The sequence below is a fragment of the Aquimarina celericrescens genome, from assembly GCF_042682765.1.
Lineage (GTDB): Bacteria > Bacteroidota > Bacteroidia > Flavobacteriales > Flavobacteriaceae > Aquimarina > Aquimarina celericrescens.
In genome coordinates this window covers 104,648-129,423 of record NZ_JBHUHY010000016.1, presented here as the reverse complement: position 1 = coordinate 129,423, position 24,776 = coordinate 104,648, and the positions used below count along the sequence as shown (strand labels likewise).

Below are 24,776 nucleotides of genomic sequence, written 5' to 3'. Positions count from 1 at the left end.
AATTAACATTTACAGCAATGAATAGCAATCTAGATGTGATAAAGTTCTGTGTTCAATATATTAAAATACTTCAGGATGTTCAAAAACTGATAAAAATCAGTAATAAACAGTAAAAAAAATATTAAAATTGATTTTTAAATTTGGTGTATGGAAATCTCAAAAGATATCGTGTTACGGCCAAGGTTTTTTCAGGACTTGAACATTCCGTCAGAAAAAGTACTAGAAGCTTTTGAAAGTAAGGGTGAAACCTGTAAAAATTTTAAAGTAAGTCGCATAGATCATCATGTTTTTATACGAATTCCAAAGAAAGAACAACACTTTTGGTCACCACAACTTCATCTGGAGATTTATGACGTTAAAGGTAATAAACCGAAGCTTAAGGGGCTTTTTGGGCCCAGTCCAACAGTTTGGACGTTTTTCATGTTCTTACATTTTATGGTCGCAATAGTATTCATTGGAGCAGGAATTTGGATGTACGTAAATATGAGTTTAGGTGAGCCCTATATCTATCCAATTATAGCAATGGTTTTTCTTTTTATCACTTGGTTTGTTCTTTATTTTGCAGGTCGCTTAGGAAGAGATGCAGGAAAAAAAGAAATGCTCTCGTTATATGAATTTATGAGAGAGACCTTGAATTCGATTAAGTAGTCTTATCTTACCGATGACCTGCCGATATATTGTATATCAAATCTTCATCGATACATGACTTTTAAATGAGATACGCTCATAACAGAAGCCTTTATGAACTCCTGGCATGTTTTTTGTCTTTATATAATCTGACGAATTAAGTGATATTTGATGTATTATCGATTACTATTTTGAGAAAGAATGCCCCAGAAAGGGACTTTAAAATATTAAATTTTAAAACAATGATAAATCAGAACAAACAAAGCTTTGAAAATAATTTATGAAGTTATAATTTTGAATCCCTAAAATAACCTATTATTATGCGTGGAATAAATGTTAAGAATGCAAAAAAGTCATTATTGATACTTGTAAATTTATGCTTTTTCGTAAGTATGCAAGCACAAAATGACCAAATCTCTCTTCAATCTATAAGTGAACAAGAATTTGCCGTCAACAGTATTAATGGAATTCCTTTTACAGTGGTTTTAGAAGACAGTAACAGTGATGGGCAATATCATTTACCAAGTGGTGGAAGCGTTACCTTTAAAGTTGCAGACATGATCGGTAAAAGAAGTACTCTCAGAATTGTTTTTGAAGAAGAGATGTACCACTCTCTAGAAGATAAACTTATCGAACAATACGATTCTGATGTGCAGTGGATTACTAATTTTTTAGAAATAAAGGAAAAAGATCGTAAAATGTTTCCAACACGACCGGTCTTTACAGATGCAGGTTTAGAAAAATTAAAATCCAAAGTATTCGAATATGCCACTACCGATAGAAAAGAGGATTACTTTAACCAATGGATCGAAAAAATAAACTACTCTGTTGGTGCAGTGGATTTTTTCAGGAAGTTGTACGCTGCTTCTAATGGTGAAGATAATGAACATCGCCATAATTTTTTACCCATTAACATACACGAAGAACTTCAAAAATATAGATAGATAGTCTCTCAAATACAAAAATTGTTAAAAGGGTTGTTTTTACGACCCTTTTTTCATGGTTTAAATTTAGTTGTACTTCAAAATCATTCAGAACCTGTATTTTTTCATACAATAAAAAATCACATTCATAGGGCTATCTATGAGAAGTTCATAATTGCTCTAAACCAATTTTTAATACTCTACATCCATTTTTACGTAACGCATAGGAGTTTTGTAAGTCAAATATCTTCATATTGCCATAGTATTTCTTGTTATCTTTAGACTAGATACGCAAAAGACTCAGTAAATTTATATGAAAGAAGTAGCATATCGCATTGCACATACCCCATTTATCGCCCAAGCAGTAGCTAATACCTTTGGGATATCTATAGAAAATTCTATTTACGATCTTCAGCATGAATTGATAGGAAGTGTAGAGTTTTATCAGCTCAATACAGGATTATCAATACAGATTAGTAAATTTCAACCTAAACTACCTATTAGAGTATCAAGGACTGGAACAGTAGATGATCGATTGTTAGTCTTGGATTTTCATATTACCGGTAACGCAACTTTAAATGTCGCCAACAACTCTGATTCTTCTCAAACTAATAACGGACTAATTCATGGGGCTTATTTTGCATCTTCAGAAGTGCAATCATTTGCTTCATTTTCTCCAGGATTTTACAATGAACAATTCCATATTATCATCGATAAAAAATGGTTAGAAGATTTCTTTTCATCTGATATTGAAGAGATTTTACATAAAATTATAACCGCAGAGCCATTTTTTATGTATGAGCATTTAAACAGTGAACTAATGACTTTGCTCGTTACAATTTTTAATTCAAATAGAAATGCGAGTTTTAGACAAAGCTATCTGTATGGAAAGACTATTGAGTTGCTATCACTTTTCTTTAATCAACTTAAAAATAGAGAAGAAAATTTGGGCTATACTGCATCCAACTATACAGATATTTCTAACTTGTTCGAATTAATGCAATTTGTTGATCATCATCTCGATAGTGATTTGAGCGTTCAAAGATTAGCTAATGAAATTGGATATAGTGAAAGTAAATTACAAAAGCTTTGTAAAGCAGTTTACGGAAAAAGTGTGTCTAAACAAATTACAGAACGGCGTATGAATAAAGCTTTAGAACTACTGGGAAGTCGAAAGTATACTATTGCCGAAGTAGGGTATAAAATGGGATATCAGAATATGAGTCATTTTTCAAATGCATTTAGGAAAATCCATGGGTTTCTTCCTTCTCAGTATTTGAAATAATTGAAACGGAGTATTAATTTGTCCAAATCGGGTATAAGATGTGGATATTTCATTGTTTTTTTGGTCATAAAGTAATCATGAAAAAAATCATTTTTTTATTCTTATTAGCAGTAAGTATTTGTAGTTATGCGCAAGATGTACCTATGGTAGAAATATCCTTTTTAGGAACATTTCACTTTGATCAGGTGCATAATCCCGAAAATTCAAATACCAATTTCTTCGAAAAGGATCGTCAATCTGATATACAAAAGATACTTTCTAGACTCAAATTATATCAACCAGACCGAATATATATTGAAAGAGAGCCTAAATTTCAAAATTCGATAGATAGCATTTATCAGTTATATAAAGTCGATAAACTACAATTAAGAGACCTTAGAAATGGTTCTGGCGAGGTATATCAATTGGCCTTTCAACTCGCTAAAGAATTGGATCTACCAGCTCCATTATGTGTAAATTATTATGCAAGTACTTCACAAAGTCTTTTGAGTTCTGGAAAAAACATAGAGAAATATCAAATGGCTTTACAAGATTTTCAGCAACTTGGAAGAAGTACAGAGCGAGATTTTATACAAGGAAAAGCCTCTTTACTAGAAACTTTACTACTCATGAATACACCGGAGAATTTAGCTAAATCGTACAGGCTATTATTCAATATTCCTGCTTATGTTAAAAATGGCGAATTTGTGAACTATGATAAAGTAGATTCAACTTCGATTGATAAAAATTATATAGGGGCAGAGTTTATCTCCCTGCTTTATGAACGTAACCTAAAAATTTATTCCAATATTCTAAATACTCAACAGGATAATGGTGGAAAAAGAATTTTAATGATAACAGGTCAAACCCATGTAGGGGTACTTCAAGAACTCTTGTATAATAATACAGATTTTAAGGTGATACCAATTCATACATATTTAAAAAACTAGATTTTGAGGATATATTTGACTTTTACTTTACTTACTTGCGTTATCCTTTCTTCAATTGCTCAAGAACAACTATTAGAGAAACTCTCTGAGTCTTTCTTTAAGGATTCTACCAATTATGGATTAGCAGTAGGAATTGTACATAACGATTCTGTGAAGGACTTTTATTATGGGGGCAAGTACTATCCAAACAATCTGGATATCGATGATCGAACTATTTTTGAGATAGGTTCTGTTTCCAAAACTTTTACATCGTATATATTGGCTTCTATGCAGGTTAAAGGAATAATACATAAAGATGATCATCTCACCGATTACATGTTTTCGAGTCTTGAGAACAAAAAAGTTTTTGAACCTGTTTTGTTAAAAAATTTAGCCACTCATACCTCTGGAATTCCGTTAACAGGTACCGATGACTGGCAGGTTTTACAAAAGGACCAACGTTTTAATCCAGAAAGTCAGTTTGATTTACTTACAAAAGAATTTATTTATGAAAAACTCGCTAAGATGGATAGTTTAAACAATTTCGGCACCTACAGATATTCTAATGTCGGACTATCAATACTTTCATTTGTTTTGCAAAAGAAAACCAGTTTATCTTACCAAGAATTATTACAAAAATTGATTTCCGATCCATTGCAATTAAAAGATCTTTATCTGGAGGTACCCCAGGATAAAGTACATCGAATTGCTATGCCACACCAAAAAGAGTTGCAAGTTCCTCTAATTGAATTAAGCGATACCAAGGCTGCAGGAGGTGTTAAGACGACCATGCCAGATATGTTAGTTTATCTCAACAGTTTGGCTAATCCAAAAACTAAAGCTCAAAAACAAATTCAGCAGCTGCTTTTCGAACCTCAATTCACAGATAATAACCTAAAACATCTTGGACTGAGCTGGGGCATATACAAATTAGCTGGAGAGCAGGTATATTTTCATAACGGAGGCACTTATGGTAGCGGAAGTATCGCTATAATATGTCCTTCAAAAAAACTAGCAATAGCTCTTTTTGCAAATAGTCAGGTTACCAGTGAAGTGCAGAGTTATGGTATTAAAATTATAGAAGAAATCATCTCTGGCAATAATTAGATAAAAATAAATTACTGTAACAGCGTAATTTTTATTTCATCTTTAAAACAAAATGACAATGAAAATTAGAATATCTATTTTATTTCATATCCTGATCACATTATTGTTCGTTGGGTGTCAAAAAGAAACTTCTAATCCCTTGTATGGCTCATGGAAATCAGTCGGGTACGGAAAATATTTAGTGTTGGATTCTATAAATTATGCTTTTTATGACCATACAGACATATCTTGCCTACCAGCCCAAAAAGGTGATATTTCTCTATTTGATAAAAGAATGCATCTTCAAAATGACACCTTAATTATTACCAAGGGAACTGGTTTATATTCATATACCAGAGTGAAACAATTGCCTGAGCTATGTTTTCAGAAACTTTCAGAAGACAAGAGAAATGATCCAGAGTACAATTTTGAAGTATTTGTAAATACTATTAGGAATCATTACGCCTACTTCGAGCTTAATAAAATTGAATGGGACAGCCTATATACAAGAACAAAACGAAACGTATCTACACAGACCACAGCAGTAGAATTATATATGATATTTGAAGAACTTATCGTTGCATTAAATGATAATCATGGTTACGTCGAACCTACCGATGAGGTGTATCAAGAGGCAGAGAAGTTAGACGCGCACTCGCGAGAAACGGATACGGTACCAGAGTATGGAGATTTCCAAATAGCGCAAATGGTGGCTGATGTATATTTGGAAGAAAATATGACGAAGGATAGCGGGCTAGTGAGTTGGGGTAGGACATGTGATAATATCGGGTACATTCAATTGAAAGCCATGTGGTTGTTTGCAGATTTGCAACTGTCAAAAGAAGAAATTGAAGAAAAAGGATATGTTGATGCTTATGTAGACACTTTTACCAAAATGAATGAAGGAGAATATATTAAAAAGGAACGTGCAGGAGTGGCTAAAGTAATGGATCAGGTAATCCATGATTTGTGGGATACAGACGTAATAATTTTGGACATACGATTTAATGGTGGGGGTCAGGATGCTGTAGCCTTAGAAGTAATGAAAAGATTTAATAACAAGAAAAGGTTAATTGCCACCAAAAAAACAAGAGCTGGAAAAGGATATACACAACCTATTCCAATTTACCTTGAAGCTTCAAGTCGACCTTACCTAAAACCTGTATATCTTCTCACTTCTCAACAAACGGGAAGTGCTGCAGAAATGGCAACGATGGCTACCTTAGAACTAAAACATATAAAAAGAATAGGCTCACATACACAAGGGGCTACTTCTGATGCTTTAGAAAAACGTTTGCCTAACGGATGGTATTTTACTACATCAAACGAAGTATATTTAGATGCTAGGGGAAAATGCTACGAAAACATAGGACTGCCGGTAGATTATGATCTTCATTATCCTGATGATCGACAAACATTCTTTAGAGATGTAGCTAATGATCTGGAAGGAGACCAAACGAAGGTGTTCAAAGGAATTGAAGTGCTGAATGCTAAATAATGTATAGTCTCAATCAAAAAACGTAAACTTGATATTATGTTTAAAATACCACAATTACCAGTTTGTATGATTTGTATGTTCATCATTTTGAATGGGTGTAACTCTAATAAAAAGAATGATAAAGACAGTCAAAATTTGGAAAAATTTGGTCAGGAATTGATCGAGCTTAAGGAGTACTTTAAAATTCCGGGGATGGCAGTTCTTGTTAAGAAAGATGGTCAAATTATCTATGAGGAGTACTTGGGTAAAAGTGATATCAAAAATACTGTACCTGTTGATGCTAGTACGGTTTTTCCTATCGCATCATTAACAAAAGTATTTACAGGAATTGCTATGATGAAGCATGTAGAAGAAGGAAAACTATCGTTAGACGAACCTTTATCCAAGTATTTTCCTGATCTTCAATTCGATGATTCGATCAATTTAGCACATGTTCTATCTCATACCTCTCAAGGCAGACCTGGGGAAAACTTTTATTATAGCACGCGTTTTGGGATATTAACCAAGGTTATAGAAAAAGCTTCATCAATTTCGTTTAAACAGTATATTGAGGAAAAAATTATAAACAAACTCTCCTTAAAGCATACTTTCCTGTTGCAGGACTCTACACAATTAAAGGGAATAAAAATTGCAAAACCGTATCTTTTGGAAGAAGGTATTCAAGATGGGTTTATAGATTATGGTTTTTCTGCCGCAGCTGGAATTGTTTCTACAGCCAGGGATCTTTCTAAACTAGATAGTGCGTTAGACAACAATACCCTTATCTCTAAGGCTTCAAAAAACAAGATGTTCACATCTTTCAAACCTGATTTGCCTTATGGTTACGGAATTTTTAGTCAAGATTTTGAAAATAAAAAGTTCATATGGACTTATGGCCAATATGATTGCTATTCATCGCTCTATCTTAAAATACCAGAAGATAATCTTACGCTAATTTATTGGCCAATAATAATTTGATGAGTGATCCTGCAAGGCTGATTTACGGTAACATTTCTTCCTCATTATTTGCGATAAGTTTTCTTAAAAATACAGTACTCGGCTATGACAATTTATTTTTATTTGAAAGTGAAGAAACCCTTCAGCAAGACGCAAAGATTTCAACCTTTAAAAGAGAAAAAATGTTAGCACAAGCACTAGCTGCTTCTTTTATGTCCCGTTTTGACTTAAAAGAAATGGAAAGCAGCAAAAGATTACTAAAAAAAGTGTTTAAAGATTATCCGAATTATCAAGAATATGGAGACCTTTCTTTACTGCATAACCTGATGTTCTTAAAAGAAGTTGCTTTCCATAGAGAAATAGGTGAGTTCAATGATTTTGATGTGCAAATCGAAATCATTGGTAAAAATTTACTACAAACAGATCCTGATAATCCGTATGCTAACTATTATTTGGGAAGTTTTTATAATAAATCGGGGAGTATAGAACAAGCGAAGAAGTATTTTGAAAGAATTGTAAATGCCAAGAACTTCTCTCCAAATTGGTATACAAAAGAGGCAGAGTTATGGTTAAAAAGTAACAAGTAAAAATCAATAATGTTCTAGAGTACAATGATTAGTTCGAATCAAAATGGTTTTATCGTAGGAGATAATCGGGTGAAAAGTGTCGAATTTAAAAAGAGGATTACCAATTAATAATAGAAGATCTTTAACACCCTAAATGGATATTATTTCAAACCTTATTCGTTGCCCAAAATGAAGCCATTTAAAGATCAGTTTAATGGTTATGTCACTGTAAAACAGATAGTTACTGCATGTCTGTAAGTACAGAATTGATAGCCTTGCGCTGGCCATATAGAGGCATTAACCTATTAGCTGATCAAACAGGAAGAGACATGAAAAATACTGCGCCAGACAGTATATCATTATGAAGTTGCCTAACTCAAAACTTATTTGTTACACCTCCTTGTAAGAATTGGAAATAGGTGATCATGTTAAATTATAAGAATTAAAATCCTTACAATAATTAAAAAATGCAAAGGCCTAAGTTTGAAGACATCATATCAGGAGCCGAATTCAATAATTGGTATTGGTTGAAGGAAGAAATGGTTGATATCTGTAAACGCTCAAATTTACCTGTTAGTGGTAGTAAATTTCAATTGAGAGATCGAATTATGTATGCTCTGGACAATGATGGAAAACTAAAACCTGAAAAGAAAACAGCTAAACCAAAATCCAAGTTCAATTGGGTAAAAGCAGAATTAACGTTAGATACCATTATTACCGATAATGTCTCTTTTGGTCCTAATTTCAGAAAATTTATGAAAAGTCAGATTGGTAATAAATTTTTCTGCCATAGTGATTTTATGGATTGGGTTAAAGGGAATATAGGTAAGACTCTAGAAGATGCAGTGTATCAATGGGAAGAATTAGAAAAAAGAAAAGATCCCAATTTTAAGAGAGAAATTGCCAGTAATAATATGTTCAATCAGTATATAAGAGATTTCTTAGATGACAATAAAGGGGGATCATTTCAAACTGCTAAAAGGTTTTGGGACATAAAAAAGCAATATCCTGCAAAAAATGGTTTCGTGATCTACGAAAAATCTGATCTGGAGTTAGCCATAGAAGTTGATAAAGAATGATAGGTCAATAGAATTCATAGTTGATTTCAATAAGCTTGCTATTCCAAAGAATTCTTATGTAGTATCATTTTTATAGTACAGCTTTTTATGGATTCTTCAAATTATTCCCTTGATATTTGTTAAATCTGTTATTTTTTGTGTTAATTTAAAATTTAGCGAACGTTCGCTTTTTTTTGAAAAATTATTTTATTAATATTATGGTATATAATGAGTTAGCCATGAAAAATATTGATGAAATCACAAAAAAAATTGAATACTCAGGTAATGTTTCGAACTTTTATCCTGAGATTCTAACCCAAAGTGCCCTTACATTTCTCGTAACCCTTCATGAGAAATTTGAAAGTAAAAGATTTGAATTATTAGAAAGTAGAAAAGCAGCCCAGCTTACATTTGATGATGGTGCTTTTCCTACTTTCCCAGAAGAAACTGTATCTATTAGGGAAGGAGAGTGGCAGGCAGCTCCAACCCCGGCTGATTTGCAGGATAGGCGTGTAGAAATAACCGGTCCAGTAGATAGAAAAATGGTGATTAACGCACTCAATTCTGGAGCTAAGACCTTTATGGCTGATTTTGAAGATAGTAATTCACCTACCTGGGATAATACTATTCAGGGACAGCAAAACTTGATTGATGCCAATAATAAAACCATCACCCTCGAGGATAAACAACGCGGGAAATCCTATAAGTTGAATAAAGAAACCGCAGTTTTACTAGTTCGTCCCAGGGGATTACATCTTAATGAGCGTCATATCTTGATTAACGGCAAAGAAGCGTCAGGAAGTTTGGTGGATTTTGGTTTGTATGTTTTTCATAATACCCAAGTACTCCTAGGCAATGGTACAGCTCCTTATTTTTATCTACCTAAATTAGAACACTATCTGGAAGCACGCTGGTGGGATGAAGTTTTTACTTTTGCAGAGCAGTATCTCGATGTCGCTCATGGAACTTTCAAAGCCACCATTCTAATTGAAACGATTACTGCCAGTTTTCAACTTGATGAGTTTATTTATGAACTCAAGGATCATATTGTTGGGCTTAATTGCGGTCGGTGGGATTATATTTTTTCCTATATCAAAAAATTTAGAAATCACCGGGGGTTTGTCGTCCCAAATCGTGATCAGGTAACTATGGCAACACCTTTTATGGCGGCCTACTCTACATTAGTAATCCAGCGCTGTCATAAACGTGGCATTCATGCTATGGGTGGAATGGCTGCGCAAATTCCTATTAAAAATGATCCTGAAGCAAATGCTGCAGCATTGGAAAAAGTAAGAAAAGACAAAGAACATGAGGCCAAAAGTGGTCATGATGGTACCTGGGTAGCACATCCTGCATTGGTTGAGGTAGCTATGAAAGAATTTGACACCTACATGCCCACACCTAACCAGAAACATGTGTTGCGGGATGATATTTCTATTTCCAAGGCTGATTTGGTAGAAATCCCGAAAGGTACAATTACAGAAGCAGGTATAAGAAAGAACATAAATGTAGGGATTCTATATATAGAAGCATGGCTTCGGGGCAATGGTGCTGTAGCACTGTATAATTTAATGGAAGATGCTGCAACCGCTGAAATTTCAAGAACTCAAGTTTGGCACTGGTTAAAAATAAATGCTACACTTGAAGATGGAAGAAGTCTTGATAAAAAATTGTATCAGGAAATTTTTGAAGATGAGGTAAACAAAATAAAGCGGGAAGTAGGGACAGAAAAACTCGCAGAAACTAAGTTTCAGTTAGCATTTGATTTATTTAATGAGTTGGTGATTAGTGAAGATTTTGAAGAGTTTCTCACACTACCAGCTTATCAATATATTTAAAATAAAAAATCCCACGAATGCGACAACACTCCTATGGGATTTAGTATCAAAATTAAAACACAAAATTATGAAAAATGAACAAATTAGGATGAAAGATTCCATTGAAGCCGTGAAGTCTTATTTTGGATCACCCCGTTTTAAAGGTATTAAAAGGCTTTATGCTGCCAGGCAAGTAGCAGAGCAACAAGGAACCATTACTAATGACTACTCCATAGCAAAGAATGCAGCGGTAGGTTTCTTTAACAGGCTTAGAGAGCATTACGCGAACAAAACGCAGATTACCACTTTTGGTCCGTATACGGCCAGCCAGGCGGTAATGATGAAACGTTCTGGTATTGAAGGTATTTATCTGGGGGGCTGGGCTACTTCTGCTAAAGGCTCAATGGATGAGGATCCGGGAGCAGATTTGGCAAGTTATCCGCTAAGTCAGGTACCTAATGAGGCAGCTGGCATTGTAAGGGCATTGGTAACGGCAGATAGAAATCAAGCTTTTCAGCGATTCAAAATGACAGAAAAGGAGCGTACAACACAAAAAGAGTTTGACTTCAGGCCGTTTATCATTGCAGATGCAGATACGGGCCATGGTGGGGATGCACATGTAAGAAATTTGATCAGGCGTTTTGTAGAAGCAGGCGTAACAGGGTATCATATCGAGGATCAAAAGCCAGGTACAAAAAAATGCGGACACCAGGGCGGTAAGGTATTGGTGCCTTGCGACGAGCAAATCAAAAGGTTGAACGCTGCTCGTTTTCAATTGGATATCATGCGGGTTCCCGGTATTATTGTTGCAAGAACCGATGCAGAAGCTGCTTCACTACTAGAGAGCATCTCTGATGAACGAGATCACCCATTTGTGCTTGGTGCTACTAAGACAACAGGTGTTCCTTCTTATAAAATAACATTCCTGGCATTACAAAAATACTTGCATGATCTGGGAGCAGAGGACATTAAAGGACATTTGTTATATAATATTTCTGTTGCAGACATAGAGAGGGCTACACAGTGGTTAGAGTCTACTGATATTGTTGAAGTGATAGAAGAGTATAAAACAAAATTATTAAGTGAATCCGCTTCAGAATTTGAACCTGCCTATGATACAGTTCTAGGTCATTTTGCTAAAATATGGGAGTCTTCTGCTGGGATTCAAACCCTAGGTATGGCAGTGGCCAATCTAATCGATTTAGGAGTTGAAGAAGGTTCAAAATTTGAAATGACCAAAGACGAATGGTTTAAATTTTCAGGTACTGCTTCCTTTTTACAAATGTATCAAAAGGCCCAGGAATTAGGATTAGATGTGTCATGGGATTGTGAAATGGCTCGTACACCAGAGGGATATTACCAGGCTAAAGGAGGGATTCCTTTTGCTGTTGCTCGTTCGTTAGCGGTGGCACCCTATGCAGATATTTTGTGGATGGAAACAAAAACAGCAGATTTGGCAGATGCTAAAAAGTTTGCCGATGCTATTCATGAAGTATTTCCAGATAAAATGTTGGCTTATAATTTGTCACCTTCTTTTAATTGGGATACCACAGGAATGACAGAAGAGGAAATGGCTAATTTCCCTGCGGAATTAGGTAAAATGGGATTTGTTTTCAATTTTATTACTTATGGAGGACATCAAATAGACGGTTTGGCAGCAGATGAGTTTGCGAATTCATTAATGACAGAAGGAATGGTAGCTTTGGCAAAAGTACAACGTAAATTCAGATTACTGGATTCGCCATATAAAACACCACAGACTCATGTAGGAGGCCCTCGTTTGGATAGTGCACTGGCGGCTTCTTCGGGTAGAACAGCAACAACAAAAGCTATGGGTAAAGGTTCAACACAGTTCCAGCATTTAACCCATACAGAACTTCCTACCAAAGTATTATCAGCCTGGATTGCAGAGTGGAAAGCATATTATAAGATTACCAACGATTTCGAGGTACAATTGAAGCCTCATATTCCTGCTTCAACTATTATGGAGTTGTCTTTAATTGCAGATAAAGAAAAGGTAGCCAATGTAGTGTTTACTTCGGTAACAGATCGAAACCAGAAGTATATACTCTCTGTACGGGATCAGAATATTTTCAAAACGTCACTCAGAAAAAAACGTTTAATGACGTTGTTACATATTTTTTTAATTAACAGATATAAATCCAACGTAGTTCATTATTTAACACCTACCGATGATAATATCCAACAATGTGAAGGTATGAAACGACTTGGGATCTATACAGATGTAAAAAATGAAATAGGACAAATCATAGTTGCTGAAATTGCTGATAAAAAGGTAAAATCGTTCTTAGAAGATATCGAATCCATTTTGAGACTCATTAGAAAAGAAAGTTTGGATCCTATTGGAACATAATTTAGGTTACATCCTAATGGCTATAGAGGGCTTTATTGCATAGATAGTTGACTTCAATAAATTTTCAATTCTTTTTTGGAAATGAATACTTGTATTATCCCAGCATAGATTTACGGGATCAGTACTCAGCAGTTACCCGGCTGTGCTGATCCTGTTTTTAAAACTTTTGGAAATAAAAAATCTTTTTTGAAGTGAGGATAATTTAAGATTTTCAAATTATGCCCAAATAATATGATCATTATCTTTTAAGTTATTAAAAAAAACAAAAACAAAAACAAAAACTAATCGAATAATCTCCAACGAATACTAGAATAATAATGCCTAAGCTTTAACATGTATTTTGTAGAGAAGCTTCTACTATATTGTAAAGTATAATTTTTCGTTACATACAGTACATGAATATATATATTCCTTATAAAGTACTTTGTAGATGGTCTTGTTTTCTTTAAGAGTAATCTGCCAAAGAAAGGAAAAACTACTTCCCGATACAATAAGTAGCAAACCCTTGTGGATAAAGAGGTAAAGGAGTTGGGTGTGAAATGGAGGTGCTAGATTTTCTTTTCTTTTGGTAAGGTTTTATTTGACTTAACCTCAATTAATAAAATGATATTTTGTATTTCTTTTATCTCCAGTCTTAGAAAGAATACGTTCCGAAACAATTCAATTTAAATCTCTACTTGCTGTTGCCTGAGAGATATTTTTAAAGTTTTTTAAATATTCTTTTCTTCCGAAATCCTCTTTTTTCATTTTATCTCTAAAAATAGAAATTCGATCATCTTTGGTAACAGATTTATTTTGAGATGGTAATACTCTTTTTAAAGCTTCAAGAATGATAGCCAGCATGAATTCTATAAATGGGGTTGAGTTTCCAGATTTATCGGATATGGCTAATACGTTATAGTATTCTTCTTGTTTATTTTTGATTAGCGTTTCTGCAGGGAGATATTCAAGTGCAGGATATTGTTGTATCAATATTAAAGTTTGCCATAATCTACCCATTCTACCATTTCCATCAATAAAAGGGTGAATGAATTCTAACTCGTAGTGAAATACGCAGCTTTTTATAAGTATGAGATCATTTTCGTTTTTGATATAATCAAATAGATCGCCCAGTAAACCTTTTACCATATTTCCTCCTGGAGCAATATGAGCAACTTCTGATCCCTTTACAATACCTAAGTTTTTTGTTCTAAGTTTTCCAGCTGTATCAATTAATCCATTCACTAAACACCTATGTGCTTTACATAGATCATTTAGTTTATGTGGATTAAGTTCTTGTAATAGTTCATAAACTTTTATAGCATTCTGTATTTCTAAAATATCTTTTTGAGGAGCTAGGACTCTTTTATTATCTAATAGAGCAGTAATCTGCTCTTCTGTAAGAGTATTTCCTTCTATCTCGAGTGACGCCAGATGATATGTCTTACTATGAAATTTGTAATCAATTTCTATTTTTCAACTTCCATTTTTTAATTATTTCTTTCTCCTGATCTAATGAATAACATTTTACCCTACCATCAGGCTGTTCACCAAATTTGATATCATTTTTCGGATATCTATGTTTATAACCCTCTATCTGATCTTTTATCATATCTACCAAAGGTCTATGCACAAAACCAGCTTCGATTGCCTTTTGTACATTAAAATAATACGACCCTTCCGGATGAGGTTTCCAAAAAGGAACGATTTTATAGGGAATAAGTCCATTTTCTATTAAGAATTCACCATCAATCCAATGCATTCTTGTTGGTTTTTGAGTAGCATGTATTAAACTTGACACATAATCTTTAAAGGGTGTTGGTTGAAAAGCAATATTAAACTCCCCAAAAGTTTTCTTGTTAGAACAATGGAGAATGAAACTCACCATACTTCGTACATCAACTGCTTGGATATGATGATTTTTTACATCAGGCAGTAAAATTTCCCCTCCTCTGTAGAAGCGTATCGGCCAAAATGGCTCGTCAATTATATTGTTAGGGTCAACACTTCTGTAATCTCTCATCCCGTGAGATCTATATATCGTATAATTATCTATTCGTGTTCTTATAATTTCTTCTGCAAACGTTTTACGAAGCGCGTAACGATGCTCCATTCCTTCAGCTATAGATTTAGGGAGTTCAGGCAAAGGATTTAAAGGCTCGTCTTCCTTTATGAATTTTTTGTCCCATTTATCGTAAACAGAAACACTCGAGATATAGTGGTAATGACCAATACTATCTTTAAACTCCTCTAAAAAATCTGAAACAGCCTTTGGTGATTTTTGCCACGTATCTATTACCACATCCCAGAATTTATCTTTGTATTTTTTATCAATTTCTTTCAAACCAGCCTTATTTTCTTTTTCGCGATCACAAATTATTAAGGGTAAGTTTTCAAAAAGATGCGTATTTGTTTTATTTCTGTTTAACAAGGTGACTTCGTAACCACCATCTAAAAATGATTTGACAATAGTAGGGCCGATAAAACCTCTACCACCAAGAATCAATACTTTTTTATCATTACTAATTTTAGGTTGTTCTGAAAAACTTAAAGCTGTTAATGGATTTAAGATTGTAAGAGCCGCAGTAGTGCCAATAGTTTTTATAAATTGTCTTTTGTTCATAAGTAATTAGTTTTTTATTCTTTTTACATCATTGGTGTTTAGTATCCATTAGTACTATTTTTATTTTTAAATAAGATTCGGGTAAACCAAATAAAAACGATCAAAGCCCATAAACCTAAGAATGGACCCAAGTCTATAAGATCAGCTTCTGCTGGTGCTGTAGGGAAAGTTACCATATTTAAGGTCAAAAGACTCGCTGAAATCAGGCAACCAGTCCATCCCAATAGCTTATTAAAATAAGAACTTTTCGCAATGTTAATTCCGAAAAGGAACCAAGATATACTAATGAAAATATCGAAAGTAACATCCAATCCTGCTTGCACTCTGTTTGCACCTTTGAAAGATGCTTTTAACAATGATTTTGCTTCTTCAGAATGTGTTGCTTCCATTGCAGTGGTATGCCATATAAAATTTGCTTGTTGAACCACAATAAATGAACAAGCAATTGCCGCTCCAATGATTCCAAATAAATAAGCTATTTCAAGTGTTGACGTGTGATACTCTTTTTTTAAAAAACTATAAAGTCCCATAAAAGCAATAATCCAAAATAATGGAAAAGTGAACCCTAACAATCTACTTAGGTAATCCGGAATAAACGGTAGGACCGCTAGTAAGTAAAATATAATGGAGAGAATTCCAGCTATTGCTCCGATTTTTTCTAAATGATGAATGGTATTCTTCTTTGATTTCATGACTTTTTTGACTATTTGGTCATCCAAATTATTAAACATATCACGAGTTACCTCTCCATGTAAATAAAGAAGCCTCCTGAAGCAAACTGTCCATTCCTAACCCTAATTATTAATTGATTTTTTCCTTGCTTTAGAGAAATTCTTTTCTTCCTGCCTTTATGTTCAGGATTTTTGTAGAAATCGTACCAGGCATTCCAGTCATTGTCTTTCGAAACATAGCCATCTCGGTAAACTCTTCCTGCGTCTTTTCCATTTAAATATAGGGCCAACTCATCTGTAGTTGTAAAGTGCAATGTCACCGTTTTATCTTCTTCGGCAATTAACAACGTACGAAAATAGGCAACCGTGTTTTCTCCTTGATATTCAGTGATTCTACCTGTGATTAACGCACCTCTTGCATCCGTTTCAAAATTTTCCCACATACTTTTTTTTTCATCTATCTCCATTGAAACATCATTGTAATTTGCAGTTTGTTCAATTGCTGAATAGGGCTTTGTTAAAGGTCCAAATACTTCCCATTTTGTGATTAACGAATCTGGTTCGTACTTAATAGTTGGAATATTTTCGCCTTTATAATTAAGCTGTTTAATTGAGGTTACTTTAATATCGTCAATCCAGACAGCTCCACCTGTAACTCTGGGTTGAAATCCTATTTTACCAGATTTTAGCTCAAAGTGGTCGAAGGTTATTTTAGGTCTCTGCATGTCATTAACGTATAAATGGCAGGTTTCATTGACAACTTCCATTTTAAACGAGTGCCACGTCCCAATTTTAATAGCCTGATCTTCTGCTAGATTAGTTTTGTACTCTTCGTATAAAAGTCGAGAAACATTACCATCTCTACATGGATTTGCTCTTATATAACTTCCATTTCCTTTAACATACAACAGACCAAAGTCTTCTCTTTGGGTTGTTTTTTGATAATTGTAAATGAATCCTAAATAATTATGCTCATCTGTTGGAAACAACATTTTGCCTTCTACTCTTATAGAACCCCATTGATCAGAATTTTTGATTAACGCCGAAACATTACTATTAGGTCTTAATATTAGCGCCTTTCCTTGTTTGGGGTTTTGAGAATCGAGTATTTCCAACGATGCGGTATTATTTAATTCCCATCCAGAAAGATTTCCTTCAAAATTATCCTCAAATAATATTTGAGCAGCGCAAACTATTGGTAAAAATGAAGCTATTACAAAGTTTTTGGCTTTTAGCATCGTTATGTCTTTTTATACTAACATTAATCTTAACAAGGCTGAATTCAGGCTAACGAAGTTTACATGAAACGTAGCATCTCTGTAGGGTCTTCTATACATTGTTAGTACTTCGTTTTCAACTTCTTTATTTTTAAATTTCTAAACTCACCTTTAGAATTATAACCTGTCCAGAGTCCTATTCTGTTAGAGATTTGTTTTGTTAATCGTTCAATCGAGAGTAATTCTACCTTAGTTTCTTGGTCATAAACGAATACTTTTTTACCATCAATTTTCACTCTTACTTTAAACCATTCATCTGGCGATGGTTGGCGTGGGTATTCACTCTCAAATTGCCCTTTATAGTTGGTTCTCAAAAATCGCCATTCAAATTCTGGTTTAGAGATATACTGGACGGAATGTTCTCTTCTTACTTTCTCATTAGATTGAAAGTTGAAAGGTCTAAAATAAACCGCTTCGTATATAGAATCGTTTTGAATGTTAAATGCAATACCCACAAAGCTTTTTTGTGGATTATTCTCTCCTTTTAACTCTACTTCAATAATACCTTCATCGAATTTCAAATCTTTGATTATTGCGATTCCATCTCCTATTTTGTTATTTAATATCAGAGTGTTGACGTCCCTATTAACCGACACAATATCCCGATTTCTAACATCTAAATTAGCATTGGTTAACGGTATTATTTTACTTGAACATCCCATTAGGATTAGAACTATAAAATTTGTTATAAATCTCAAAATTTCTTTTTTCATCTTATCTTTGTTTAATCGATGAGGGTTTAATTTCAGGCTTATTCAGTATATATGTCGAAATATCTATTTTTGGATATCAGCCTAGAAATATCTTATGTAATATTATGCTTAACCGTTTCATTCTTTTTAATTTTTAAAAATGTATACTCTTTATTATTCTATTCCGTTTTGCTACTCGAGAATCATAAAAAGGTCAATGAAACCTTAGTTGTATTGAGTAATAATGTTTAATGGTAAGACATAATAGTTTTATAATTTTTGTTAGGTTATTAGGGCATTGATAAAACATTTATTTGATAGAATGAAATTGCACGAAAAGCATTAATACTAAAATTCAAATGAGTATCAATCTGATTCAAAAACATTCAATCTTAGAAAACATCAGGTTTTCAATTACTTATGGATAGAACGAGAGAGAACATAAATCGACTATTGAAAATTATCGAGAATCAAATCGGTAGAGGTAATGGCAATACTTGGAATGGATATGATTTTGAGTGGCTGAGTGATGCTATTCAAGAAAAGACTGGGGAAAAAATTAGTTCACTAACCTTAAAACGGCTATGGGGAAAGGTTAATTATGATTCTAAACCCAGTATTAGCACCTTAAATATTTTAGCTCAATATGGGGGCTACAACGATTTTAGAGATTCCGTACTTCAGCAATTACAGAACTCTGAAAAAGAAGTTATGTCCGTCATATCAAACAAAAAAAGAACCATTGCACTTAGGAAAATTTTTCTCTCAGTGATATCCATATTAGCATTGAGCCAGGTTGTCTGGTTACTTTCTAAAAACGGATCATCTAAGAGAACGCTTGATGCAAAGGAATTTAATTTCTCTATTGATAAAGTTGGGAATAACCTCCCATCTTCAGTAGTGTTTAGATACGAAAGTAAAAACACCTCTTCTGAAGATGTCTTCCAGATTCAACAAAGCTGGAATACCAAAAGAAGGACTCAAGTAAACCAAAATGATTCAATCCATACCAGTATTTATTATTATCCTGGTTATTATGAAGCAAAACTAGTTGTAAATGATAAGGTAGTCAAAGAAAAACCTTTACTTATACCCTCCAAAGGTTGGATTGCAGCAATTGATAGGAAAACTATACCGCAATATCTTAACGATTCTGAATTCCGGTATAAGGATAGTTTAAGTATATCCAAAGACTTACTTAAAACTTATAACATAGTTCCAGAGACCGAAGAAGTTTGGACGGTATTTAGTTATGTTAAAGAGTTCGAAGGTTTATACGCAGATAATTTTAGTTTTAAAGCAAACCTGAAAAATGAATCCATAGGAGGAGTAAATATTTGTCAAAATACTGAATTACTAATATTATTGGAAGGTGATGCTATTATTATTCCATTTTCGTTGTTAGGTTGTATTGCTAATTTATATATGTACGTTCCTTCTGTAGAAATACGCGGAAAAAATAATGACTTATCAAATTTTGGAATAGACCTATCTAACTGGCAAACCGTTGAATTAATATCAAAAAACAATGTACTCTCTGTTCTAGTTAATAATCAAATTATTTATACTATACCAACAGAAGCATCTAATCCCATTTATGGGTTAAGAGTTCGTTTCCAAGGGGCAGGGAATATTGCTAACGCTGTTTTTAAAAATAATTTAAGTACCTACGAGCTAAAATAATATACTATAGCCTCTTTTATTAGAGAATATTTAGCAAAGCAAGAAGTACACTAAAATTGAGAAAAACTACTTCCCGATACAGAAATTAGCAAAGATATTCCCCAAAAGATCATCACTGGATATTTCACCAGTGATCTCACCAAAATGGTATAATGCCTGTCGAATATCAATAGCCATTAAATCTCCCGAAAGCCCGGTGTCTAGACCATATTGGACTTTTTGGATTTCTTCTAGAGCCTTTAATAACGCATCATAATGCCTGGTATTGGTAACAATAGTTTCATTGTTACGCAGGGCTCCTGTATTTACAAATTCCAAAAGTTTGTTTTGTAATTCTTCAACTCCCAAACCGGTTTTTGCAGAAAGTAGATGAATATTCTCGATTTCCAAAGTCAAATGATCAATTTGATCCTGTTGCAGTTTATCAGTCTTATTGGCAACAATAATCAACGGTTTTTGCGGGTATTTATTTTTTATTTTACCGATTTCAGTTTTTAGTACTTGCAAACTATTAGCTGTTAATTGTGAACTGTCAACCAAATAGATGACTACTTGCGCTTGTTCAATTTTTTCAAAAGTCTTCTGTATACCTATACTTTCAACTATATCTTTAGTATCTCGTATTCCAGCAGTATCAATAAACCTAAACCCTATTCCACCAATATTAATTTCATCTTCAATCGTATCTCGTGTGGTTCCGGCTATATCGGATACAATGGCTCTTTCTTCATTGAGAAGAGCGTTAAGTAATGTAGATTTACCAACATTAGGTTCGCCTACAATAGCGACCGGGATTCCATTCTTGATTACATTTCCAACGGCAAAAGAGTCGATCAAACGTTTTAAAACCTTGGTAATTCTATTGATTAATTCCTTAAACTGAGTGCGATCCGCGAACTCTACATCCTCTTCTGCAAAATCAAGCTCTAATTCAATTAATGAGGCAAAGTTAAGTAACTCGTCTCGTAGCATTTTTATTTCATTAGAAAACCCTCCGCGCATTTGCTGCATAGCAATTTGATGAGATGCTTCAGAATCTGAGGCTATCAAGTCGGCCACCGCTTCTGCCTGAGAAAGATCCAATTTTCCATTTAAGAAGGCGCGCAAAGTAAACTCACCAGCATCTGCCATTCTGCATCCTTTACGCAGTAAAAGTTGAATAATTTCTTGTTGAATATAAATAGAACCATGACAAGAAATTTCAATAGTAGGTTCGCCTGTATATGAATTATTTCCCTTAAAAATAGATATCAATACTTCATCCAACACTCGTTCTCCATCTACAATATGTCCAAGATGTATTGTATGACTTTTCTGTTTATCAAGCTCCTTTCCACTTACTGATCTAAATAAGGGAGAGCATATAGCAATCGCGTCTTTCCCGGAAACACGAATTACTGCTATGGCACCTGCTCCTGATGGAGTGGCTAATGCTACTATAGTATCTTGTGGGATCATAATTGTTCTTGCTAGGTGGTAAAAATAGAGATTAATATACTCACTTTAAATACACATTGTTAAACTTTTTTTGAAGAGTTGTTTTTCTTTTTTTATCTTGTACAGGGAAGAAGTTAAAACACTTCTATCGTAGCTACCTCTTTTACTAGTGGAAACAAGAATTAGGATAAAAATTGGAGTCCGAATTAAGCAAACTACTTAGTCACGGATGAATTGGGAGACAGTTTTGTTGTAATTATGAAATTACAGCAATTTTTTATGTATGTTAAATTTAATGTCTAACCAATAATAACTAATTCTTATTCGTATGAATTTACAAAACACAAACTCAACTTATTTTAAAAAACCGCTTGATTTGCGAAAATTAGGAGTCCTAATTAGCATGGTTTTCTTAATTTGTACTCATGTTGCTTTAGCTCAAAACGAGTTAAAAAGACATTATACAAAATATGATCTGAATTTAAAATCTGGAATACAAAAAAGTAATAGTTCACAGATTATTACCGAAACTATTTCTGAAAAAGATGCTACTTGGTTACGTTTATTTTTCAAAGATGTAAATCTTGGCCAAAGAAGTACGTTAACCATTACTTCAGCATTAGATGGAGCTACTCAAGTTCTAACTTCTCAAACTATTAAAAACTGGAATAATTCCAGTGCTTATTTTAATGGCGATAAAGTAATAATACAATTAACCATAGCCCCTGGAGAAAGCGCCATTGGGTTGAATATAAGAGAATTAGGCGTAGGTGAATTAGATCCTACGATAAAGTCACAATGCGGATCAAACGACGATAGAATAGATTCAAATGATGCTGCTATCGGTAGAATGGTTCCTATCGGTTGCACTGGTTGGATTATTACCAATGGTAAATTGGTAACTGCTGGACACTGCGTAGGTAGTAGTGCTCAGGTAATAGAATTTAATGTTCCGAAATCAAATCCTGATAGAAGTATTGTGCATCCGGGACCAGAGGACCAATACCCAATTGGTAATTTCGTTTCTCCATATCCAAGTAGCCCTAGTCAAGCCAATGATTGGGGAGTCTTTACCGCAAGTGCGAATTCGCAAACAGGTTTAACACCTATCGAGGCACAAGGTAAATCTTTTAATGTGGTACAAGATGCCCCTAGCGGTAATATCACCATTACTGGTTTTGGGACCGATACAGGGATTGATAATCAAACTCAACAAACGCATACAGGACCTTTATCTTCTGCAAATAATACTTTTGTAAGGTATAGAACAGATACTACCGGGGGTAACTCTGGAAGTCCAATTATAGATGCAGCGACAGGAAATGCAGTAGGAGTTCATGCGTATGGAGGCTGTTCTGGATCAGGAGGTTCAAATTCTGGAGAGCGAGCAACCATACCTGCCTTTTGGGATGCTATGGGGTTAGGCACGCCACCGCCTCCGCCAAGTGGAGATTGTACAGGTGATGTTGCTTCTTTTCCATTTAGTGAGAGTTTCGAATCAAGTTTTGGACAATGGTCACAAGCTACTACAGGTGATGATCTGGATTGGACAAGAAACACAGGGGGTACGCCTTCTAGTGGCACAGGTCCAAGTAGCGCTGGCGATGGGAACACATATATTTATGTAGAGGCTTCAGGTAACGGAACAGGTTATCCTAACAAAAGAGCGATTTTAAACTCTCCTTGCTTAAACTTTAGTAGCTTAACAGATCCAAACCTTACCTTCCAATATCATATGCTGGGAAGTGCGATCAACAGTTTAACGGTTGAAGCCAGCACCAATAATGATGGTAGCTGGACTAGTGTCTTCAGTAGAACTGGGGAGCAGGGGAGTGCCTGGAATGCTGCCGATGTTGATCTTTCTGCCTATGCAGGAGAAGCCAGTGTACAGTTACGCTTTAGTGTAGTTACCGGTAGTGGTACCAGTGGCTGGCAAAGTGATATTGCCCTTGATGATGTAAGCATTCAAAATGGTTCAGGAACTCCACCACCACCTACCTGTAGTGCATTGAATTTTAATGATTTTACGATTACTTCGTTCTCAAATCAGGATGCAGCAGGAAACTTCTCTGTAGGCAGTGGAGGTGCATCTCTGGCACTAAGCAACAATACCTGGAAGTATATTGGTCTTACCTACAATGTAACGGCTAATACTGTGATAGAGTTTGATTTTAGCAGTACAGGTCAGGGAGAAATCCATGCAGTTGGATTTGAGGATGATAATGCCTTAACACCAACGAGATATTTTAAAGTCCATGGTACACAAAATTATGGGGTTACCAATTACGATAACTACGCTGGGGGTACGACAAAATATGTGATCCCTGTAGGAAGTTTCTATACAGGAGCTATGGATCGATTGGTGTTCATCAATGACAATGACGCTGGTTCTGGAAACAATTCAACCTTCTCTAACGTGAAGATCTATGAAGGTTCTTGTGGTCAATCTGTACTTACAGAGAGTATGGTCAGTGAGAGAGCATCCGTAGTTCCGACACTGGGGACCGACAATGAGTATAGTGCTCTTAGTTCAAAAATATCTCCTAATCCGGCGAGAGAAAGTTTCTCTATCCGCATCAACAACAATATTGAAGGAGAAATAAATGCAGTAGTCTACACGATTTTAGGAAGGAGAAAGGCGTTAATTAAGCTTTCTTCTGGTGATAATACTATTCTTACTCGTAATTTTGGTTTAGGTACAGGGATTTATCTGATTAAAATCGAAAATAGAGGAAACGTATTAAGTACTCAGAAACTGATTATAAACTAAAGCATTTTTTAAAAGACATTAAATTAATGAAAAGCATCTCGATATCATGTTGGGGTGCTTTTTTATTTATGGAAGCTAATTTTTAGGAATATTCCTTGTAACGAACTGCAATTGTTTTCGTCATATATGCATATATTGCTAAAAATATTAGCAAAATCATCAATCAATCAAAATTATAGAAATCATGAGAAAGGACAGATCACTATTAGTCATCACACATTTATCGCAATTGTTGGATATTATAACTGGATTTGGGGGATTTATAGTACCCTTAATTTTATGGTTAACTCAGAGAGAAAGAGTGCTGGCAATGGATGAACACGGTAAATCAATTATGAATTTTCAGATGAGTATGTTTATCTATGCGATGATTTGTATTCCGTTGATATTATTATTCGGATTAGGCGTATTGGGATTAATTATTATTGCGATATTATGTTTTGTGTTTCCTATTCTTAATGCCATAAAGGCGAGTAATGGAGAGCATCCTTCATATCCTTTGTCGTTACAAATAATTAAATAATTTAAAAAGCGGGAGGTTTCATGAAATCTCCCGCTTCATTGGT

At 34.4% G+C, this 24,776-nt stretch carries 20 protein-coding genes; 14 read left to right on the top strand and 6 right to left on the bottom strand.

The features are described from left to right. Positions 1–147 precede the first annotated feature (147 nt). The 11 genes from ACFSJT_RS15600 (at position 148) to ACFSJT_RS15550 (ending at position 13,078) form a co-directional block, all read left to right on the top strand. The gene (locus ACFSJT_RS15600) at positions 148–648 is read left to right on the top strand and encodes a GTP-binding protein (protein ID WP_378321249.1); all 501 of its coding nucleotides are present in this window, start codon (positions 148–150) and stop codon (positions 646–648) included. Between the two features lie 299 nt (positions 649–947). After that, positions 948–1,571 (top strand): hypothetical protein, encoded by a 624-nt coding sequence (locus tag ACFSJT_RS15595; protein ID WP_378321248.1) that lies wholly within the window; start codon positions 948–950, stop codon positions 1,569–1,571. Between the two features lie 292 nt (positions 1,572–1,863). Beyond that, positions 1,864–2,835: a helix-turn-helix domain-containing protein gene (locus ACFSJT_RS15590; RefSeq protein WP_378321246.1), complete on the top strand. Its 972-nt coding sequence runs from the start codon at positions 1,864–1,866 to the stop codon at positions 2,833–2,835. A 77-nt stretch (positions 2,836–2,912) separates the two neighbouring features. Then, positions 2,913–3,764, top strand: coding sequence for a DUF5694 domain-containing protein (locus ACFSJT_RS15585; protein ID WP_378321245.1), 852 nt, complete (start codon positions 2,913–2,915; stop codon positions 3,762–3,764). A 3-nt stretch (positions 3,765–3,767) separates the two neighbouring features. Next, positions 3,768–4,850 (top strand): serine hydrolase domain-containing protein, encoded by a 1,083-nt coding sequence (locus ACFSJT_RS15580; protein WP_378321243.1) that lies wholly within the window; start codon positions 3,768–3,770, stop codon positions 4,848–4,850. Positions 4,851–4,908: 58 nt separating this feature from the next. After that, complete coding sequence (locus ACFSJT_RS15575; protein ID WP_378321242.1) at positions 4,909–6,327, top strand: S41 family peptidase; 1,419 nt, start codon at positions 4,909–4,911, stop codon at positions 6,325–6,327. A gap of 36 nt (positions 6,328–6,363) precedes the next feature. Next, positions 6,364–7,284 (top strand): serine hydrolase domain-containing protein, encoded by a 921-nt coding sequence (locus tag ACFSJT_RS15570; RefSeq protein ID WP_378321241.1) that lies wholly within the window; start codon positions 6,364–6,366, stop codon positions 7,282–7,284. Further along, the gene (locus ACFSJT_RS15565; protein ID WP_378321239.1) at positions 7,284–7,850 is read left to right on the top strand and encodes a tetratricopeptide repeat protein; all 567 of its coding nucleotides are present in this window, start codon (positions 7,284–7,286) and stop codon (positions 7,848–7,850) included. Before ACFSJT_RS15570 ends, ACFSJT_RS15565 begins: the two co-directional genes overlap by 1 nt. 446 nt (positions 7,851–8,296) lie before the next feature. Beyond that, positions 8,297–8,908, top strand: coding sequence for a DUF6434 domain-containing protein (locus tag ACFSJT_RS15560; protein ID WP_378321238.1), 612 nt, complete (start codon positions 8,297–8,299; stop codon positions 8,906–8,908). 218 nt (positions 8,909–9,126) lie between these two features. Beyond that, complete coding sequence (gene aceB / locus ACFSJT_RS15555) at positions 9,127–10,725, top strand: malate synthase A (protein ID WP_378321237.1); 1,599 nt, start codon at positions 9,127–9,129, stop codon at positions 10,723–10,725. A 67-nt stretch (positions 10,726–10,792) separates the two neighbouring features. Further along, on the top strand, positions 10,793–13,078 hold the full coding sequence (locus ACFSJT_RS15550) for an isocitrate lyase/phosphoenolpyruvate mutase family protein (protein WP_378321236.1): 2,286 nt from the start codon (positions 10,793–10,795) through the stop codon (positions 13,076–13,078). Between the two features lie 660 nt (positions 13,079–13,738). Here ACFSJT_RS15550 and ACFSJT_RS15545 read toward each other — a convergent pair. The 5 genes from ACFSJT_RS15545 to ACFSJT_RS15525 all read right to left on the bottom strand — a co-directional run bounded on the left by ACFSJT_RS15545 (position 13,739) and on the right by ACFSJT_RS15525 (position 18,341). Next, the gene (locus tag ACFSJT_RS15545; RefSeq protein WP_465252811.1) at positions 13,739–14,302 is read right to left on the bottom strand and encodes a Fic family protein; all 564 of its coding nucleotides are present in this window, start codon (positions 14,300–14,302) and stop codon (positions 13,739–13,741) included. Positions 14,303–14,519: 217 nt separating this feature from the next. After that, positions 14,520–15,680, bottom strand: coding sequence for an NAD-dependent epimerase/dehydratase family protein (locus ACFSJT_RS15540; protein ID WP_378321234.1), 1,161 nt, complete (start codon positions 15,678–15,680; stop codon positions 14,520–14,522). Between the two features lie 38 nt (positions 15,681–15,718). Further along, positions 15,719–16,372, bottom strand: coding sequence for a hypothetical protein (locus ACFSJT_RS15535; protein ID WP_378321233.1), 654 nt, complete (start codon positions 16,370–16,372; stop codon positions 15,719–15,721). A gap of 47 nt (positions 16,373–16,419) precedes the next feature. Further along, positions 16,420–17,589, bottom strand: a complete 1,170-nt coding sequence (locus tag ACFSJT_RS15530; RefSeq protein WP_378321232.1) for a LamG domain-containing protein — start codon at positions 17,587–17,589, stop codon at positions 16,420–16,422. A 101-nt stretch (positions 17,590–17,690) separates the two neighbouring features. Then, positions 17,691–18,341: a hypothetical protein gene (locus tag ACFSJT_RS15525; RefSeq protein WP_378321231.1), complete on the bottom strand. Its 651-nt coding sequence runs from the start codon at positions 18,339–18,341 to the stop codon at positions 17,691–17,693. Positions 18,342–18,740: 399 nt separating this feature from the next. Here ACFSJT_RS15525 and ACFSJT_RS15520 point away from each other — a divergent pair, with 399 nt between their 5' ends. Next, complete coding sequence (locus ACFSJT_RS15520; protein ID WP_378321230.1) at positions 18,741–20,003, top strand: hypothetical protein; 1,263 nt, start codon at positions 18,741–18,743, stop codon at positions 20,001–20,003. A gap of 66 nt (positions 20,004–20,069) precedes the next feature. Here ACFSJT_RS15520 and mnmE read toward each other — a convergent pair whose 3' ends face one another. After that, a complete protein-coding gene (gene mnmE, locus ACFSJT_RS15515; RefSeq protein ID WP_378321229.1) occupies positions 20,070–21,461 on the bottom strand; it encodes a tRNA uridine-5-carboxymethylaminomethyl(34) synthesis GTPase MnmE in 1,392 nt (463 codons plus the stop codon). A 307-nt stretch (positions 21,462–21,768) separates the two neighbouring features. Between mnmE and ACFSJT_RS15510 the strand changes: the two genes are divergently transcribed. Further along, positions 21,769–24,210, top strand: coding sequence for a trypsin-like peptidase domain-containing protein (locus ACFSJT_RS15510; protein ID WP_378321228.1), 2,442 nt, complete (start codon positions 21,769–21,771; stop codon positions 24,208–24,210). Positions 24,211–24,394: 184 nt separating this feature from the next. Continuing rightward, a complete protein-coding gene (locus tag ACFSJT_RS15505; protein WP_378321227.1) occupies positions 24,395–24,733 on the top strand; it encodes a DUF4870 domain-containing protein in 339 nt (112 codons plus the stop codon). Positions 24,734–24,776 lie beyond the last annotated feature (43 nt).